This window comes from Mesorhizobium hunchu (assembly GCF_040081975.1).
Classification (GTDB): Bacteria; Pseudomonadota; Alphaproteobacteria; order Rhizobiales; family Rhizobiaceae; genus Mesorhizobium; species Mesorhizobium hunchu.
Genome location: NZ_JBEBMG010000013.1, coordinates 73,960 through 91,484, shown reverse-complemented (window position 1 = coordinate 91,484; position 17,525 = coordinate 73,960). Strand labels below are relative to the sequence as shown.

15 protein-coding genes are annotated in these 17,525 nt (G+C 65.8%); 4 read left to right on the top strand and 11 right to left on the bottom strand.

Annotated features, from left to right (window positions below):
* Positions 1-84: 84 nt before the first annotated feature.
* The gene (locus tag ABMA46_RS18975; RefSeq protein ID WP_349001573.1) at positions 85-1,200 is read left to right on the top strand and encodes an OmpA family protein; all 1,116 of its coding nucleotides are present in this window, start codon (positions 85-87) and stop codon (positions 1,198-1,200) included.
* A gap of 150 nt (positions 1,201-1,350) precedes the next feature.
* Here the strand turns inward: ABMA46_RS18975 and ABMA46_RS18970 are convergent, their stop codons facing one another.
* From ABMA46_RS18970 to ABMA46_RS18960, 3 genes are all read right to left on the bottom strand, one after another.
* Positions 1,351-2,217: an SDR family oxidoreductase gene (locus ABMA46_RS18970; RefSeq protein ID WP_349001572.1), complete on the bottom strand. Its 867-nt coding sequence runs from the start codon at positions 2,215-2,217 to the stop codon at positions 1,351-1,353.
* A gap of 104 nt (positions 2,218-2,321) precedes the next feature.
* Positions 2,322-2,939, bottom strand: coding sequence for a helix-turn-helix transcriptional regulator (locus tag ABMA46_RS18965; protein ID WP_349001571.1), 618 nt, complete (start codon positions 2,937-2,939; stop codon positions 2,322-2,324).
* Between the two features lie 8 nt (positions 2,940-2,947).
* Complete coding sequence (locus tag ABMA46_RS18960; RefSeq protein ID WP_349001570.1) at positions 2,948-3,820, bottom strand: S1C family serine protease; 873 nt, start codon at positions 3,818-3,820, stop codon at positions 2,948-2,950.
* A 195-nt stretch (positions 3,821-4,015) separates the two neighbouring features.
* On the opposite strand from ABMA46_RS18960, the gene ABMA46_RS18955 reads away from it, so the two are divergent.
* Positions 4,016-4,981 (top strand): S1C family serine protease, encoded by a 966-nt coding sequence (locus ABMA46_RS18955; RefSeq protein WP_349001569.1) that lies wholly within the window; start codon positions 4,016-4,018, stop codon positions 4,979-4,981.
* Between the two features lie 68 nt (positions 4,982-5,049).
* Here ABMA46_RS18955 and ABMA46_RS18950 read toward each other — a convergent pair whose 3' ends face one another.
* The 4 genes from ABMA46_RS18950 to ABMA46_RS18935 form a co-directional block, all read right to left on the bottom strand.
* On the bottom strand, positions 5,050-5,340 hold the full coding sequence (locus ABMA46_RS18950) for an HlyU family transcriptional regulator (protein WP_349001568.1): 291 nt from the start codon (positions 5,338-5,340) through the stop codon (positions 5,050-5,052).
* A gap of 199 nt (positions 5,341-5,539) precedes the next feature.
* Positions 5,540-6,202 (bottom strand): PadR family transcriptional regulator, encoded by a 663-nt coding sequence (locus tag ABMA46_RS18945; protein WP_349001567.1) that lies wholly within the window; start codon positions 6,200-6,202, stop codon positions 5,540-5,542.
* Positions 6,203-6,331: 129 nt separating this feature from the next.
* A complete protein-coding gene (locus tag ABMA46_RS18940; RefSeq protein ID WP_349001585.1) occupies positions 6,332-6,757 on the bottom strand; it encodes a secondary thiamine-phosphate synthase enzyme YjbQ in 426 nt (141 codons plus the stop codon).
* A gap of 10 nt (positions 6,758-6,767) precedes the next feature.
* The gene (locus ABMA46_RS18935) at positions 6,768-7,379 is read right to left on the bottom strand and encodes a LysE family translocator (protein ID WP_349001566.1); all 612 of its coding nucleotides are present in this window, start codon (positions 7,377-7,379) and stop codon (positions 6,768-6,770) included.
* Between the two features lie 177 nt (positions 7,380-7,556).
* Here ABMA46_RS18935 and ABMA46_RS18930 point away from each other — a divergent pair, with 177 nt between their 5' ends.
* On the top strand, positions 7,557-9,917 hold the full coding sequence (locus ABMA46_RS18930; protein ID WP_349001565.1) for a cation:proton antiporter domain-containing protein: 2,361 nt from the start codon (positions 7,557-7,559) through the stop codon (positions 9,915-9,917).
* Positions 9,918-10,058: 141 nt separating this feature from the next.
* On the opposite strand, the gene ABMA46_RS18925 is transcribed toward ABMA46_RS18930, so the two are convergent.
* Positions 10,059-10,922 (bottom strand): hypothetical protein, encoded by an 864-nt coding sequence (locus ABMA46_RS18925; RefSeq protein ID WP_349001564.1) that lies wholly within the window; start codon positions 10,920-10,922, stop codon positions 10,059-10,061.
* A gap of 192 nt (positions 10,923-11,114) precedes the next feature.
* Positions 11,115-12,005, bottom strand: a complete 891-nt coding sequence (locus ABMA46_RS18920; protein WP_349001563.1) for a helix-turn-helix transcriptional regulator — start codon at positions 12,003-12,005, stop codon at positions 11,115-11,117.
* Positions 12,006-12,154: 149 nt separating this feature from the next.
* Here ABMA46_RS18920 and ABMA46_RS18915 point away from each other — a divergent pair, with 149 nt between their 5' ends.
* Positions 12,155-12,985 carry an N-acyl homoserine lactonase family protein gene (locus ABMA46_RS18915; protein ID WP_349001562.1) on the top strand — a complete coding sequence of 277 codons (831 nt, stop codon included), beginning with the start codon at positions 12,155-12,157 and terminating at the stop codon, positions 12,983-12,985.
* 88 nt (positions 12,986-13,073) lie between these two features.
* On the opposite strand, the gene rpoD is transcribed toward ABMA46_RS18915, so the two are convergent.
* Both rpoD and dnaG read right to left on the bottom strand, forming a co-directional pair.
* Positions 13,074-15,098, bottom strand: coding sequence for an RNA polymerase sigma factor RpoD (rpoD, locus tag ABMA46_RS18910; protein ID WP_349001561.1), 2,025 nt, complete (start codon positions 15,096-15,098; stop codon positions 13,074-13,076).
* Positions 15,099-15,422: 324 nt separating this feature from the next.
* The gene (dnaG, locus tag ABMA46_RS18905) at positions 15,423-17,351 is read right to left on the bottom strand and encodes a DNA primase (RefSeq protein ID WP_349001560.1); all 1,929 of its coding nucleotides are present in this window, start codon (positions 17,349-17,351) and stop codon (positions 15,423-15,425) included.
* Between the last annotated feature and the right edge of the window lie 174 nt (positions 17,352-17,525).

Here is a 17,525-nt window from a genome sequence, read left to right as displayed (position 1 = left end):
CCCGAACTGCCGGCAGACACCAGGCCTCAGGTTCTGCCCAAGGGCACGCCCAACGCCCAGCCTCTGCCTGACAACGCGGCTCCCTTGACCGACAGCGGCAAGCGCGCCGGCAACAGGCATGAGCGCGGCGGCAAGAACGAGCGGGGCGAGCGCCCCCGCAACCAGCCTCCCGAGGGCAAGCCAGGACCGCTGCCGCAGTCGGATTCCGCCGCGCAGGACAGGATTCGGCGCCATGACCGCATCGAGTCGGTGGAAGCCGTTCAGGGCAAGCGGATCGACCGCGACCGCTGGCGCGACGAATGGCGCAAGCGCCGCGAGGATCGCCACGACCGCGACGACGGCACCGTCGTCAAGGAGATCGACAACAGGGTCATCGTCAAATACGGCGACAACATCTATGTCGACAACCGCGGCACCAACCGGCGGCTGGAACGCCATGCCCGCGATTCCTACGTCGAGGAATTGCCGGACGGCTTCTCCCGCTACACCATCGTCAAGGATGACGGTGCCCGCGTCGTCACCATCCGCAACGCGGACGGCGACATCGTGCGGCGCTCGCGCATCATGCCGGACAACCGCGAGATCGTTCTCTACTACGTACCCGAGGACGACTACGGCAACATCCGGCGCGGCTATGTCGATGCCGGCGCGGACCTTCCGCCGCTGGTGCTCGACATTCCGGCCAACCAGTACATCCTGGATGCCCAGTCGGCCGAACCGGACGACTATTACACCTACCTCGACGCGCCGCCGGTCGAGCCGGTCGAACGTATCTACTCGGTCGACGAGGTGGTCCATTCGGCCCGCATCCGCGACAAGGTGCGCCGTGTCGATCTCGACACGATCACCTTCGACACCGGCTCGGCGGAGATCGGCGAGAACCAGGTCGACAAGTTGGAAGCCCTTGGCGACGCCATCAACAGGATCCTCAAGGACAACCCGGCCGAGACTTTCCTGATCGAAGGCCATACCGATGCCGTCGGGTCGGACGAGTCCAACCTCGTCCTGTCCGACGAGCGCGCCCAGTCGGTTGCGGAGGCCCTGACCAGCGTTTTCAACATCCCCGCCGAGAACCTGACCACGCAAGGTTACGGCGAGGAGTATCTGAAGATCGATACCGAAGACGCCAACCGCGAGAACCGGCGTGTGGCGGTAAGGCGCATCACGCCCCTGGTGGCGCCGGTGGCCAGCGCGCAATAGCGGCGAGACGCCGCGAGCTTATTGAATCGCGGCGTCTTCCTCCCCAGATTCGTGGGCGGGGTTCCCTGCCCCGTCCCGACTCCAGCGGGACGCAAGGCTCTCCGGCTTACGCCGGGGAGCCTTGTTCTTTGAGGACCCCGACGATGCAGCCTAGAACGCTCGCGTCACCTTTGTATCCGTGCGCTCGAACGCATCATCGGGAACGAAGAAATCGCCGGCCAGCGGTCCTCCCGCATCCGATGCGTATCTGGAGAAGTCGGACACGCCCTCGGCGCGCAGCACCTCCTCGTCGATATAGAAATTGCCGGTTGCCTCGCGCGACGGGCGATTGAAGATCGCGTAGGCCGCATCCGCCATGATCTCGGGCGAGCGGCTCATCGCAGCCACCGTCGCGCCGCCGAGTAGGTTGCGGACGGCCGCCGTGTCGATCGTCGTCAGCGGCCACAGCGAATTGACGGCGATGCCGTCCTTCTCGAATTCGGCGCTCATGCCAAGCGTGCACAGCGACATGCCGAACTTGGCCATCGTGTAGGCGACGTGATTCTTGAACCACTTGGCCTTCATGTCGAGCGGCGGCGCCAGATTCAGGATGTGAGGGTTTTGCGCCAACTTCAGATGCTCAATGCATAATTTCGAGACGAGGAAGGTGCCGCGCGCATTGACCTGGTTCATCAGGTCATAGCGCTTCATGTCCGTTTCCAGCGTGCCGGTGAGCTGGATGGCGGACGCATTGTTGACGCAGATGTCGATGCCGCCGAAGGCCGAGGCGGTCCTGGCCACCGCTTCGGCCACCTGCGCCTCGTCGCGGATGTCGCACACCAGCGGCAGGGCCTTGCCGCCCGCCGCCTCGATTTCCTCGGCGGCCGTGTAGATGGTGCCCGGCAATTTCGGATGCGGCTCGGCGGTCTTGGCAGCGATCGTCACATTGGCCCCGTCACGCGCCGCGCGCAGCGCGATCGCCAGCCCGATGCCGCGCGACCCGCCGGAGATGAAGAGCGTCTTTCCCTTGAGCGACATGCGGAGCCTCCGTTTGCGATGAGGCATCCTTGCCCGCCATGAACGGGCCATGCAAGGCGCAAGCGCGGCCTGGCCGCTTGACGCTGCGTCGCCGCGCGCTCGAGCTAGACGAGCACCAGCCCCTGCCGCATGGCCGTGGCGATGGCGTCGGTGCGGTTGGCGGCGCCCAGCTTGGTGAGGATCGCGGCGACGTGGAACTTCGCCGTGTGCACCGAGATGTCGAGACGCCGGGCGATCACCTTGTTCGGCGCGCCTTCGGCGAGCAGCGCCAGCACCTCCGCCTCCCGCGGCGACAGATGAAGGGGCGGCTGGCCGGAATAGGCTCCATCCTGTTCGCGCTCGCCATCGGCCGGCACCGATATGTCCTGGCGGCGCGCCGCAGCGCCCGCGACGATATGATAGCCGGCCGCCGCGAGCCGGGCGGCTGCCGCGATGAGCGCGGGCTCCGCGCCGGCAGGCAGGATGGCGGCAAAGCGCTCCCGCTGCTCCACTGGCCCGCTGGAAAGCAGCACCCGCGGCGTGCCTTCCAGCGAAACATGCCCGACCGCCGCCTCATCGACGATGGCGACGTCCACCGCGTCGTCCGTGTGCAATTCACCCGCGAGCATGGGAATGAGGTCTTCCGATCCCGACAGCGACACCGCAAGCCGGTCCGCCCGCCGCGCATCCTCCAGGACGATCAGGATCGCCAGCCTGTGTCCGAGTTCGTTTCTCGCCAGCATGGGTCCTCTCAGCTCAATGGTTTTTCGCCGATGGTGATGGTGACGTCGCGCGCCTCGCCGCCGCGGACGACGGAGAGCGTGACGGTCGTGCCGGCGCTGTCTGGCCCCAGCCTGCGGATCAGCTCGCGCGGGCCGCGCACGGCCTCGCCGTTCCAGGCGGTGACGATGTCGCCGAGCGCCAGGCCCGCCGATTTTGCAGGCCCGGCATCGTCCAGGCTCATCACCATCGCGCCGCGCACCTCGCCGTCGCGCACGGGATGCAGGCCGGCGCCGAGATAGCCGCGCGACACATGGCCCTTTTCAAGAAGGACAGCCACCGTGCGCTCGATCGTCTCGAAGGGAATGACCAGCGCGCGCCCGCGCGGCCCGAACACGAGCATGCCGACCAGCGCGCCGCCGAGATCGGTCACCGGCCCGCCCTCGAACCGGCCGCCGGCCGCCACGGCAAGGTTGATGCGCCGGTCGATCGCGCCGCCGCGCAGCGACCGCCATGCGGGACCGACCTCGCCGACGGTGCCGAGCACCGCCAGTTCGTTGTCGCCGTCCCGCCCCGCCGCGACCACAAGATTGCCGGGCCGCACCGCGCCCGCTTTCTGCAGCAACGGAAGATGCGGCGTGGTAGCCGGCCTGAACAGCGCGATCCCGGTGGACGGATCGCGGCCGGCAAGCTCGACCTGCACGGTTTCGCCCGAGCCGAGCGTCAGTTCGACCTGTTCGTCAGGCTCGACGGTTTCCTCGGCGGCGACGAACAGGCCGTCGCGCCAGTGGAAGGCGCTTGCCGTGCGGCCGTGATGGGTGGCGAAACTGGCGGTGACCGCCGCGACCTGTTCGGCGACGTCGGCGACGGCGTTGGAAAAGGCGGCGGGATTGAAGTCGTTCATCCTGGTTCTCCTGGGCATCGCTGCCCGCATCGGGGTTTTGAGCCGTCAGGCCCACTGCCCCCGATATTGCCGCATCGTCCCGTCGATCCTACTCGCCTGAAGGCTAGCTGGGCACTGACCATCTGGCGAGGTCGCGACCGGAAGAGGCGTTGCGCACATATAGGCATCGCAATTCACTTTCGCACGGATCCCGTCATGGCCCTGCCGGCCCCCTTGCCTCACCCGGACGATTCCGCCCTGCTCGACGCCTATTCCGCGAGCGTCGCCGACGCGGTCGATCGCATCGGCCCAGCCGTCTGCCGCATCGAGCGCGCGGCCGTGCCGGACAGGCGCGAGACGGGCGGCCACGGTTCCGGCTTCGTCATTGCGCCGGACGGGCTGATCGTGACCAATTTCCACGTCGTCGGCGATGCGCGCAGGGTGCGCGTCACCACGCCGGACGGAGCGGTCGCAGAAGGCCGCGTCCTCGGCAGCGATCCCGATACCGACATCGCTCTGGTGCGCGCCGACGGGCATTTCGCCGACATCGCCCCGCTCGGCGATTCCGGACGGCTTCGGCGCGGCCAGATCGCCATCGCCATCGGCAATCCGCTCGGCTTCGAATGGACGGTGACGGCGGGCGTCGTCTCGGCGCTCGGCCGTTCCATGCGCGCCTCGACAGGCCGCCTGATCGACGACGTGATCCAGACCGATGCCGCCCTCAACCCCGGCAATTCCGGCGGCCCGCTGGTCTCGACGGCGGGCGAGGCGGTGGGCGTGAACACGGCCGTCATCCGCGGCGCGCAGGGCATCGCCTTCGCCGTCGCCTCCAACACCGCCAATTTCGTCATTTCCGAGATCATCCGCTTCGGCCGCGTGCGCCGCGCCTATATCGGCGTCTCGGCCGACACGGTGGCCCTGCCTCGCCGCGCGGCGCTGATGGCGCAGCTTGCCAGCACCACGGCGGTGCGTTTGCGCTCGGTCGAGGAAAACGGGCCTGCAGCGAAAGCGGGCCTGAAGCAGGGCGACATCGTCGCTGCGGTTGACGGCCGCGCCATCGCCGGCGTGGACGACCTCGTGAGGGCTTTGGACGCCGGACGCATCGACACGGAAACGGAACTGACCATCGTGCGCCGCTCCGGCGTCGTCCGGATGACGCTGACGCCGGTCGCGAGAGGCTGAGCCGAGCACGCGAACAACGCTATGACGTCATTCCGGGATCGCGTGAATGTCCCGCCGCCCAATACGTCTCAGCCGAACAGCTTCTCGCCCTGTTCCTCGACCAGTTGGATGCCCTTCCGGATCGAGATGTCGACCGCGTCGTCCAGTCCGGCGAAGCGGTCGGCGCGGATGAATTTGTGTTCCTTCACCACGCCGCCGACCTCCTTGGAGACGACGCCGCAGGTCTGGTACTGGCCTTCGGCCTTGAAGGGCGTCGCGCTGATCGTGAAGCCGTTGTGCTCGACCTGTTTGGCGGTTTGCGCCTCGGCCGTACCTTCTTCGGAGCCGCCGCCGCCGAAAAGACGTTTCAAAAAGGACATCGGTTCTTCTCCTCGCGAACAGGATGGCCTTTGGGCACGCTTTGCGCAACCGGGAAGGCGACAACAGGGGAGTAGGGCAGTAGGGCAGTAGGGCAGTAGGGCAGTAGGGCAGTAGGAAACAATCGCCGATCGTCCGGCTGCTGTCCACCATCCCCCTATTGCCGTACTGCCCTACTCTCCTATTCCCTTGTCGACGGGATCAGCGCCGCGCCAGCGCCTCCAGGGCTTCCGCCGCACCGTCGAGTATACTGACGGCTTCGGCCTGCTTCTCGTCCGAGCCTTCGGCGATGTCGGCGAGCGCGGCCTTCAGCCGCTTGCGCACGGCGCGGAACTGCGGACTGTGGCCACGGCGCCCGGCGCCGCGCCTGTCCTCGTCATCGTCCCAGCCGAACCATTCCCGCGCCTTGGCCATCTTGGCGCCGAAGCGCTCGAGATGCTCCAGAACGCGGTCGACCAGCGGCTGGTTCTCCTCCAGATGCGCGCGCCCGGCATCGGTGATGGAGAACACCTTCTTGGTGCCGTCCATTTCCGAAACCGCATAGCCGGCCTCCTCCAGGAAGGTCAGCGTCGGATAGACGACGCCCGGGCTCGGCACGTAAAAGCCGCTCGAAATGTCCTCGAGCGCCTTGATGATGTCGTAGCCGTGGCGCGGCGTCTGCGAAAGCAGCGCGAGCGTGATCAGCTTGAGGTCGCCGTCGCCCAGCATCCGGCCGGCCCGCAGCATGTCGCCCGGTCCGCCGCGGCCGCCGCCGCCGCGCATGCCGTGTCCGCCGAACGGACCGAAACCGCCCCGCCCGCCGAAGCGGCCGGCCATGTGCATGAAGGGGTGCTCGCCCCTGAATTTGTGCCTGTGTCCAAACATTCGAAACTCCTTAGATATGTCTTACGATATATCTTAATTACGATCGACCCGTCACCATGTCAAGATATATCTTACGATGTATCGAGCGAGATAACGAAGGCTGCCGCAGCGGTCCCGGTCCGCCGGGTCTCAGTTCAGGTGAAGCACGATCTCGCGCCGGTGCGGCCGGCTGCGATGCTCGAACAGATAAAGGCCCTGCCAGGTTCCGAGCAGCAAACTTCCTCCGCCGACCGGCACCGACAGGCAAACCGCCGTCAACGCAGCCTTGATATGCGCCGGCATGTCGTCCGGCCCCTCGTCGCGATGCACCAGATAGGCCATCGCCGGATCGTCGGCGGGCGGCACCAGCCGCTCGAAAAAGGCGTCGAGATCGCGCCGCACGTCCGGGTCGGCGTTCTCCTGGATGAGCAGGGAGCAGGACGTGTGGCGCACGAACGCCGTCAGCAATCCGGTCTCGACGCCGGCCTCGCGCACGAACCGCCGCGCCTCGTCCGTGAACTCGTAGAGCCGCGCCCCGGTGGTCGAAATGAAAAACCGTGTCTGAAAGCCGGCCAGCGGTCCGATCCTATTGTTGTTGCAGCGCCAAACGCGCGCCGAGCGCCACGAAGCAGGCGGCGAAGGAACGGCGCATCCATGTCATGACGCGCCGGCTGCCGATCACCCGGTCGCGCATCAGCGCAGCACACAGGCCATAGACGGAGAAGATGACGAAGGTGGCCAGCATGAACACGCCCGACAGTTCCAGCATGCGCGCCACGACATGCGGTTCGTCGCGCGCGATGAACTGCGGCAGGAAGGCCACGAAGAAGATGGAAAGCTTCGGATTGAGAAGGTTCACCAGAACGCCGTCGCGCACCACCTGAAGCACGCTGCGGGCGTCCGGCTTCGTCTCGACCTTCAGCGCGCCGTGCTCGCGCAGCGTCCCCCACGCCATATAGAGCAGATAGGCGACGCCGGCGTATTTCACGATCTCGAAGGCCAGCGCGCTGGCGTGCAGCAGCGCCGCGAGGCCCGTCAGCGCGGCCAGAAGATGCGGCACGATGCCGAGCGTGCAGGCGAAGGCGGCCACGAGGCTGGCGCGGCCGCCGCGCGACAGCCCTGCCCCGATGGTGAACAGGGCGCCGGTTCCGGGCGATGCGACGATGACCAGAGTGGTGATGAGGAATTCGATCGACAATGCCAATCCTCCAGCCGCCATGCCCGCCAGCATACCCGCCGGCTCGTCGGCGTAAAGACCGCGCGTCCGATTGTCGGCACACGCGCCTCCGCCGAATAATTTTCACTTGTGCATGGAGGCAACATTCCCGACCCTTCATGCGTTTATGCGGCAAGCCGTTCGGCGTATTGAGGGGTCATGCAGACGAACAATCATGGCACGCTGCCCGTCCGTGGGCTTATCGTTCTTCTCGGCACAGCGCTGGCGCTCGCATCGGCGAGCGCCTGGGGCGCGGAAGGCGCCAAGATCGGCTCAGGCGCCAGCGAAGCCATGTTCGTCGCCCAGATCCTGCTCCTGCTGGTCGTCGGGCGCGGCTTCGGCGAGATCCTCGAACGGTTTGGCCAACCCGCCGTGATGGGTCAGCTCATCGGCGGCATCCTGCTCGGCCCCTCCTTCTTCGGCTGGCTGTGGCCGTCCGCCCAGCACCTCATCTTTCCAAGCGATCCAACCCAGATGAGCATGATCAAGGCGGTCGGCCAGGTGGGCATCCTCATGCTGCTGCTGCTGACGGGCATGGAAACCGACTTGAGGCTGGTGCGCCGGGTGGGCGCCGCCTGCGTCTCGATCTCCACGACGGGCATCCTGGTGCCGTTCGCCTGCGGTTTCGCCCTGGCGCAGGTCCTGCCGCAATCGCTGCTGCCGGAGCCCGACCAGCGCCTGGTGGTGGGGCTGTTCCTCGGAACGGCGCTGTCGATCTCGTCGGTCAAGATCGTCGCCATCATCGTGCGCGAGATGAACTTCATGCGCCGCGACCTCGGCCAGGTGATCGTCGCCTCCGCGATCATCGAGGACACGATCGGCTGGGTCATCATCGCCATGACCTTCGGCATTGCCACCAAGGGGCGGCTGGAGCCGCTGTCGCTGATCGGAACCATAGGCGGCGTGCTGCTGTTCATGGCGTTCAGCCTGACGCTGGGCCGGCGCATCGTCTTTTTCCTGATCCGCTGGGCCAACGACACGCTGCTGAGCGAATACGCCGTCATCACCGTCATCCTGGTCGTCATGTGCGTCATGGCGCTGATCACCGACATGCTGGGCGTGCATACGGTGCTCGGCGCCTTCGTCGCCGGCATATTGGTGGGCGAATCCCCGATCCTGTCGGATCGTATCGAAAGCCAGTTGCGCGGCGTGATTACCGCCCTTTTCATGCCGATCTTCTTCGGCATCGCCGGCCTTGAGGCCGACCTGACGGTGCTCGCCAGCCCGCAACTGGCGTTGCTGACCGTCGCTCTCGTCATCGTCGCCAGCGTCGGCAAGTTCTCCGGCGCCTTCGCTGGCAGCCGCATGGCGCGCCTTTCCTGGAAAGAAGCCATGGCGGTCGGCAGCGCCATGAACGCGCGCGGCTCCACCGAGGTCATCGTCGCCACCATCGGCCTGTCGATGAACATCCTGTCCCCGAACCTCTTCACCATGATCGTGACAATGGCGGTGGTGACGACGCTGATCATGCCGCCGATGCTGCGCTGGGCGCTCGGCCGCATTCCGCTCGGAGAGAAGGAAAAGGAGAGGCTCGAACGCGAGGCACTCGACGAGCGCGGCTTCGTGGCCAAGCTGCAGCGCCTGCTGCTGGTGGCGGACAAAAGCCCCATCGGCCGCTACACGGCCTATCTCACGGGCCTGCTCGGCGGCGCGAAGGGCATGCCGACGACAGTTCTGCCGCTGACCACCGCTCGCAACGACATCGAGACGGTCGCCAGGGAAGCCCTCGACGCCGTCAAGGAAGGCGCCGGGATCAGCGCCGCCGCCACGCGCGAGCGCGAGAAGCTCTCGGTCGACAAGATGCAGCTGAGCGCCCCGAAGGAGAAGGAAGCGACGCCGGAAACCATCGCCGATGAAGCGCGCAAGGGTTATGATCTGATGCTGGTGGGCATCGACCATGCCCTGACACCCAAAGGTGCCTATTCACAGAAGCTCAACGAGCTGACCAGCGGCTTCGACGGCCCGCTCTGCCTCGTCTTCAAGCCGCGCGGCAAGGGCAGAAACATCCCCTCGATCGACGATCGCTCGACCATCCTCGTCCCGGTCAACGGCACCGAGGTGTCGCGCCGCGCAGCCGACGTCGCCTTCGCCATCGCCCGCGCCAACGGCGCCTCGGTGCGCGCGCTCTACGTGTCGCTTGCCGGCAAGGCCGGCAACGCCTCACTCTCCCACCGGCACGAGGAGGCGACGCTGAAGGACATCTCCGACCTTGGCGAACGCTACGGCGTGCCGGTGCGCACCGACATGCGCACGCGTCGCGGCGCCGCCGACAGCATATGCCGGGAGGCCGCCAGGGGCGCGGCGCTCGTCGTCATGGGGGTGGCGCAGCGATCGGGCAAGGAATTGCTGCTCGGCGACACCGCGGCCGGCGTCGTCGCCAATATCACCGTCCCGGTGGCACTGGTGGCCGCCGAGCGCGCCCGCCGCGACGACACGGAAGCCGAAGCGCAGCGCACCGGCAAGGCCGATTCCCGCGACCCCCGCGCCGAGGTCACGAACGCCGAGAACGAACCGGACTGAAGGTCGCGAACATGTCCGGGAGCACGAACGCGCCGCTTGACGTCCAACCATCCAAAATAAAGCCCGGCCAATCCTTTAGCCGGACTTATCGATTCAATGCAGCAGCATTCGGCGCAGATCTGCGACCGCACCTTCCGCCGATCAGGCCGCCAACAGCGTTTCGAGCGGAAGCCGCGTGCCGTCGTTCGCCGGGCGCGAGACGTGCAGTTCGGCGAAATACCAGCCCGTGGATTCCAGGCCGTCCGGCGAAAGCCCGCGATCGCTGACATTGTCCAGCACCCTCTGGCGCTCCTGTTCGGAGGCGAAGCGGCGTTGCGGGAAGACGGCGCCGGCGAGTTTCTCGGTCACGTAGCCACGCTCCGCCATCATCTGTTCGACAGGTTCATAGTCGAACATGCGCAGCACGAAATTCGCCATCCAGACATTGTTCTCCAGGCTGGTCTCCACCAGCCGCTCCAGCGAGGTCCGGGTGACATAGCCGACACATCCCGTTGAGATGATCATGTCGGCATTCTCCACCGCCTCGACGTCGGTGGAAGTCGGCTGGCGCTTTTCCAGGTTGGTCGCCACGCCCGCGTCCAGCACGCCGGCATCGACCGCATAGGCGATGGCGCGCTCGGCGGCGTCCACGCCGACAACCGAAAGCGCGTCATCGACGGCGCCGGTGAACAGACCCTGGTCTCGCGTCAGCATCATGCCATGGTCATCGGGAGCGTCGCTGCCGTAAAGACGGTAGAGGTCCTCAAGCGACATGCCATGCTTGAGAAGCGCGGCGTTGACACCGTAGGAGCAGCCGACATCCACCAGCTTCGCCTTGTCCTCGCCCGTCGCTTCCCGTTTGGCGCTCAGCAACCGCTGGAACACCGGCTTCGCTTCCTCCGGCACCCGGTAGCCGAGTTTTCTCAAGGTGGAGAAATAGGCCTTGGGATCCGGTTCGTTATAGACATGGTCGAGACTGATCTTGCCGGTCTGGTCGTAGTTCAACGCGTCGGTTCTATGGTCCATCTGGTTCGGTTTCTCCTCTCCGATGAAATGGTCAGCCCCGCGCAACAGCGGCGCGGAGAGTGGCTGACGGATTTGATTGTGAACGAGCGGAAGCATAGCGACAGGGCCGGCAGGCACAACCCGGAATGTCGCTTTTATTCAATCAATGTCGCAATTAAAATAGAACGATTGGGCCTACCGAACCCGAAACAGTCAGGTGGAAGCGCTGTTCAGCGGGCGCACGGCGGCGGGCGGCGTGCCGTAAACCTGCCTGAAGCGACGCGCGAAATGCGAACGCGACGCGTATCCGGCCGCCGCCGCGGCCTCGGTGATGCTGCCGGTCCCCTCCTGCAGCAGGCGGTGCGCGACCGCCATGCGCGCCGCCGCCAGCGTATCGCGCAGCGATATCCCCTGCTCGGTGAGCTTCCTGCGCAGCGTCGATCCCGCCAGCCCCAATTCGCGCCCGAGACTTTCGGCGGTCCACCGCTTCATCGGGTCCGCCATCACCAGCCAGGCGATGCGCTCACCCAGCGGTCGCGAGAACAGGTAGGCTGCGGCCGGCACTCTGGCAAGCAGCATCAGCACTTCCGTCAGCCGATGCTCGGCAAGCGCCGTCGCATGGTCCGACGCGCCGAGCAGGATCGCGGCATGGCTCAATGCATCCACCAGTTCGGCGGTGAGCGGAATGCGCAGGTCGAAACCGCGCGGCTGGCGGACGCGAACCGCATGCTCCCGAAGGGCGGCCGGGATGTGATCGATTTCGACCAGGACGGATTCGTAGAGGCCGTTCGTATCCGAAGGAATGTTGACGACGTCGAATTCGACGCCGGCAGGCAGGGCAAAGACGTCGCCTGCCGAGAAATGCTGACCGGCATCTCCCAGCCAGAACTCCTTCTCTCCGCTCAGCACGATGCCGATACGCGGCTTTTGCGTCGAGATGCGCGTCAACCGCTCACGCATGACGCAGCAATAGCCGAACAGTCGCGGCCCGCGCATCCGCACCTGCGAGGGCTCCAGGGCGTCCATGCGGCTCGCCAGCGGCCTCAGGCGCTCGAGCAGCAGCCTTGCAAGGCCGCGATTGGTGGCGTGTCCATCGGTCAGCATATCCAGAATTTAACGCCTGATTGCCCGCGGGCAAACACCGGATCGAGCGTTTCGGGCACATCCATATGCCCTTTCCGGCGCATCCTCTCCGCTTTGCCGATCATCCTGCCGCGGAGCGTCGCACAGACGCCAGCCAACGGAGACCAATGATGAATTTCAGGATATTCGCGATCGCGGCGGCGCTGACGACGACCACCACGATCACCCATGCCGCTGACATGGAACTGTGGCGGCTCGACTGCGGCTCGATCAAGGTCAAGGACCTGAGCACCTTCTCGGACACGTTCGACTACGCCGGCATGTCCCGGATGCTGACCGACAGTTGCTACCTGATCCGCCATGACAAGGCCTATATGCTCTGGGACACGGGGCTGCCCGCCTCCCTGCTCGGCGCCCCACAGGACACCGACGCGGCAATGGCGCCGACGCTGGCAAGAACGGTCGTCGACCAGCTCGGCGAGATCGGCGTCAAACCGGCCGATATTTCCATCGTGGGAATCAGCCACAACCATTTCGACCATCTCGGCCAGGCGGCGGATTTTTCGCAGGCGCGCATGCTGATCGGAAAGGGCGACCTCGACGGTCTCAGGGCCGATCCGCCGCCCTTCGGCGTGGAGAGCGCGCTGGTCGCGCCGTGGCTGACCGGCGGCGGCGCCCTCGAACCCGTAAGCGGCGACAAGGATGTCTTCGGCGACGGTTCCGTGGTGATGCTGGCGACGCCGGGACACACCGCCGATAGCCACTCCCTGCTCGTCCGGCTTGCCGCGACGGGGCCGGTCCTGCTGAGCGGCGACACGGTTCACTTCGAACGGCAGTTCGAGAACCACGGCGTCCCGCCCTTCAATACCGATCGCGCCGAATCGCTGGCGTCGATGGACCGGCTGGAAAGAATCGCCAAGACGCTGAAGGCCACGCTGGTGGTCCAGCACGACGCTGACGACATCGCCAAGCTTCCCGCCTTCCCCGCTGGCGCGAAATAAGACGCCGAGACAAGGCCGAAAACAAAAGCCCGGCCAATGGGTTGGCCGGGCTTTTCGATTCACGCTGGCAAGCGGATGCTCCTGATCGCTAGCTGTCCAGGAAGCTCCTGAGCTTGCGGCTGCGGCTCGGATGCTTGAGCTTGCGCAGCGCCTTGGCCTCGATCTGGCGGATGCGTTCGCGCGTCACCGAGAACTGCTGGCCGACTTCCTCCAGCGTGTGGTCGGTGTTCATGCCGATGCCGAAGCGCATGCGCAGCACGCGCTCCTCGCGCGGCGTCAGCGAAGCGAGCACGCGGGTCGTCGTCTCGCGCAGATTCGCCTGGATGGCGGCGTCGATCGGCAGCAGCGCGTTCTTGTCCTCGATGAAATCGCCGAGATGCGAATCCTCCTCGTCGCCGACCGGCGTTTCGAGCGAGATCGGCTCCTTGGCGATCTTGAGCACCTTGCGCACCTTTTCCAGCGGCATGGCGAGCTTTTCGGCCAGTTCCTCCGGCGTCGGCTCGCGGCCGATCTCGTGCAGCATCTGGCGCGAGGTCCTGACGATCTTGTTGATCGTCTCGATCATGTGCACCGGAATGCGGATGGTGCGCGCCTGGTCGGCGATCGAACGGGTGATCGCCTGCCGGATCCACCACGTCGCGTAGGTCGAGAACTTGTAGCCGCGCCGGTACTCGAATTTGTCCACCGCCTTCATCAGGCCGATATTGCCTTCCTGGATCAGGTCGAGGAACTGCAGGCCGCGGTTGGTGTACTTCTTGGCGATCGAGATGACGAGCCGCAGGTTCGCCTCCACCATCTCCTTCTTGGCGATCGCAGCCTCGCGCTCGCCCTTCTGCACCTGGATGACGATCTTGCGGAACTCCAGGATCGAGATCGCCGTCTCGGTGGCGAGGTTCTGGATCTCGCCGCGCAGCTCGCGGATCGTGTCCTTCTCGTTCTGGTAGAATTCCTTCCAGCCGCGGCTGGTGAGGTTCGCGATCGATTTCATCCAGTTCGGGTCGAGCTCGGTGCCCTGATATTCCTTTAGGAACTCCTCGCGGCGCACGCCGTAGCTTTCGGCGAGCCTGAGCAGCTTGCCCTCGTTCTGCACCAGGCGCTTGTTGATGTCGTAGAGCTGCTCGACCAGCGCCTCGATGCGCGCCTGGTTGAGCGACAGCGACTTCACCGCCGTGATCAGCTGGTCCTTCAGTTCCTTGAGACGCCGGTCCTGGCTGGGCGACAGCGTGCCGGCAGCGGCCAGCCGGTTCTCGACCTGCTGGTCCTGCAGCTTCCTCAGCTTCTTGTAGGTGTCGGCGATGACGTCCAGCGTCTCCATCACCTGCGGGCGGAGCTCGGCCTCCATCGCCGCCAGCGACAGGTTGGCCTCGTCCTCGTCGTCGTCGTCTTCCTCGGTGCGGCTTTCACCGCCGACATTGGTGATGTCGTCCTCGTCGTCGGAACGGGCGCGGCGCCCCTGGCGCGGCTCCTCCTTCGGCTTCTCGGCTTCCTCGGTGCGCTCGACGACCGGCGCCTGCTTGGCCTCGGGGCCGGCATAGGTCGCCTCGAGATCGATGATCTCGCGCAGCAGGATCTTGGCTTCGTTGAGCTCGTCGCGCCAGATGATGATGGCCTGGAAGGTCAGCGGGCTCTCGCACAGGCCCGCGATCATCGTCTCGCGGCCGGCCTCGATGCGCTTGGCGATGGCGATCTCGCCCTCGCGCGACAGCAGTTCGACCGAGCCCATCTCGCGCAGATACATGCGCACCGGGTCGTCGGTGCGGTCGGTCGGTTCCTTCTTGGCGACGGTGGCGACGGCGGTGCCGGTCTGCTCGGCGATCTCGTTGGCGTCTTCCTCGTTGTCGCCGCTCTCTTCCTTCTCGCCGTCCTCGCCCTGCTCGTCGTCCTCGACGACGTTGATGCCCATGTCGGACAGCATCGCCATCGTGTCCTCGATCTGCTCGGAGGTCACCTCCTCCGAAGGCAGCACTGAGTTGAGCTCGTCCATGGTCACGTAGCCGCGCTTCTTGGCGGCCTTGATCATCTTCTTGACAGCATCGTCGGAAAGGTCCAGCAGCGGGCCGTCGGTCGTGCCTTCGCGCTCCGTCTCGGCCTCTTCCTTTTCCTTTGTCGCCATTCTTTATCGTCTCCACGCGGCCGCATCGAAGGGCCGCTTTGCTTTCACCGCCGGCAAATCAGGTTCGTTCGCTTCAAGCGCGTTCCTAAAAAGCCAGTATCCGCATCTGCGTTAAGTCCAGATTAACCCTGATATCTGTGGCGGGGGCCCCTTCCCGTCCAGTGCTTGCGCCGGATATCGGCGCCCGGGCCTGTATCCGATGCGGGTATAATGCTTCTCGAATCGTCCTGATTCCGTCATTCACCCATAAGGTCAAGCGCCTAAGACCTGATTCGCGCCAAAAAAGCGAATCAATTAGCCGAATCGGTCCTGCGCGGCTTCATCTCAGCTTCGTCCCGCTCGCCCGGAAGATATGCCGAACCCCTCGATCAGCGCCTCGGTCGCCTGCGCGTCGCGGAATTGCGCCTGAATTTCGACGAGATGGCGGAGGTTTTCGTCCGTCGGGTCCGTGGCGAGAGCGGCCTCGGCCTGTTTCAGCTCCCTATGTAAGATGCGCTGGGTGCGGTGCAAGTGCAGCGTCTGCTGGAAAGCGTCGCGCACGTCCTCGATCGCCGCCCCTTCCAGCGCCGGCCATTGGCGCGCCCGCCTGACCAGCGCCACGGCCCGTTCCCAGACGTCGTGGCAGCCGTTGCGATCGATCGTCTCGACGATCGCGTTGCGGTCGACGGTAGGATCATGGGCAAGCACGTCGAGCAGGGCGCCGTGCACTTTCCTGAGATCGCTGTTGGCGAGATCGAGGAATTCGACATGCTCGAAGTAGTCGTCGATCAAGGCGGGATGGTTGACGAGCGCCACGATGATCGTGGCCTCTTTCACCGACATGACCTCTCCCGCGCGCTTGACCAGCGCCGAGCGCCCGAGGCTTTCGGTGATGGCGCTGCGGTGTGCAGCGCCCGCACGCGACCATTGTCCGCCCTGCCGCCCCGCGCCGCCCTGCCCCGATCCGCCGCGCTCCCGTCCGCCGCCGCGCTGCGCGCCGAAGAAGGATTGCGCCCGCTCGCGCATGTCCTGCTGGTAGTGGAAGCGCACGCTCTCGTCACGGATGCGGCTGGTGATCTCGCGCAGCCGCCGCTCCAGCTCGGCGCGCCGCTCGGGTGTGTCGTAGACGCCGCCGGCGGTCTCGCGCATCCACAGGAGTTCCGCCAGCGGTCGCGCCTCGGCGAGCACCGCGCGGAACGCATCGGGACCATCGGCGCGCACCAGGTCGTCCGGGTCCTTGCCTTCCGGCAGCAGCGCGAAACGCGCCGTGCGGCCGGGCTGGATCGCCGGCAGCACCAGATCGGCCGCACGCCAGGCCGCTTTCAGGCCGGCCTGGTCGCCGTCGAAGCACAGCACCGGCTCGCCCGCCATGCGCCACAGCAGTTCCATCTGGTTCTCGGTCAGCGCGGTGCCGAGCGGCGCCACGGCGTTCTCGAAACCGGCCTGCGCCAGCGCGATGACGTCCATATAGCCTTCGACGGCAATGACGGCGCCCTCCTTCCCCACGGCCTTGCGGGCGCGGGCGAAATTGTAGAGCACGTTGCCCTTGTGGAAGAGCTCGGTCTCGGGCGAATTGAGGTACTTCGCCGCCACGTCCGGCGACATCGCCCGCCCGCCGAAGGCGATGATGCGCCCCCGCGAATCCGGGATCGGGAACATGATGCGGTCGCGGAAGCGGTCGTAGGAGACCGGCACGTCCTCGAACACGGTCAGCCCGCAGGCTTCCATCTGCTCTTTCGCGACGCCCTTTGAGGCCAGATATTCCTTCAGCGCATTGCGGCTGTCGGGCGCATAGCCCAGCCGGAACGACTGCTGCGTGGCCGGCGTCAGCCCGCGGTCGCGCAGATAGGCGCGCGCCTTCGCCCCGTCGGCGCCCTGCAGCCGCTCCTGGAAGAAGCTCGCTGCCATCTCCATCACGTCGGTCAGGCTGGCGCGCTGCTTCTCCCTGGCCTCCGCCTGCTCGTCCCGCGCCGGCATGGCGACGCCCGCCATGTCGGCGATGCGCTCGACGGCCTCGGGAAAGCTCAACCCGTCGAGTTCGGTGAGGAAGCGGAAATGATCGCCCGACACGCCGCAGCCGAAGCAATGGTAGCGACCCTTGCGATCCTCGCAATGGAACGACGGGCTCTTCTCGCCATGAAACGGGCAGCACGCCCAGTAGTCGCCCTTGGAGGCATTGGTCTTCCTGCGGTCCCACGACACGCGCTGGCCGATCACCGAGGAAATCGGCACCCGGTCGCGGATCTCGTCGAGGAAGGTGGGCGAAAAGCGCATGGAGGAAGGCTCGTTTGAGCCAGATATAGTCGCGACGCTCTGCCGAGACGACTCCTATTACAGCGAGCGCTCGATTTTCACGGGGTTGCAACCCGCAAAATACAGATGTATATACAGGCTGCAAATTCCATCTCTACCACGGAGTTCGACAATGGCTTGCCCTATCAAACGTCG